Annotated in this window: 1 protein-coding gene; it reads right to left on the bottom strand. The window is 26.0% G+C overall.

Features of this window, described 5'->3' with window-relative positions:
- Positions 1–329, bottom strand: a 329-nt coding sequence (locus ACW2QF_RS18050) for a hypothetical protein (protein WP_455717408.1), incomplete at its 3' end; no start/stop codon positions are given.
- Positions 330–773 lie beyond the last annotated feature (444 nt).

Here is a 773-nt window from a genome sequence, read left to right on the forward strand (position 1 = left end):
TCATTAAAGAGCTCTGCTGATTTGTTATAATACTGGTAATGTCCCAGTTTTTCTATAATATCCACAAAATACAGTCGCTGTGACGCCTCTCTTATTGTACGGATATTTTCATAAATCCCATCTCCAATCAGCTGTAATTCTGAAATCTCTGTACTCTTGTTTTGCTGTATTAATATATTTTTGGTCCCATTGATTAAAAACACACTGATAAACAACATAGGAATGAAACCACCAATGATATATACGAGGAGCATTTTTTTTCTTATATTAAGCTCCTTCCTTATCCTTTTTATTATTTGATTTAGCAAAAGTTTCTTTCTTATCTTCACATTAAACTCCTTTATCAAAAGCTCCTACAATAGTTGCTTTATAAAACAAAAAAAGACAATTAACTTCAGCAAAGACGAAGCTAATTGTCTACAGTATGAAGCATCATTCAATATATAGGTTTTGTATATATCTAATCCCCCTTAAATTTCCTTTTTTGTATACATTTCAATGTGTTTTATTCTTTAATTTATTGGTAATATGTGTCATATATTACTTTATCATCTTCTCATTGTTTATGCAATATATTTATATTTTAAATTTATTATTTTTCATTTTTTGTTATATATGCACAATTATATATTAGTTAATTTAATGACCTTACTAATTGTTTTTATTTTTGTTTTATAGTAAATTTATATAATAGGTATTTTTATTCCAATTAGTTCAGTTAATTTAGAAAAATACACGCGCATGATTTAAGATTACAAAAAAGAGAAAACCTT

Source organism: Anaerosporobacter sp., from assembly GCF_965301125.1.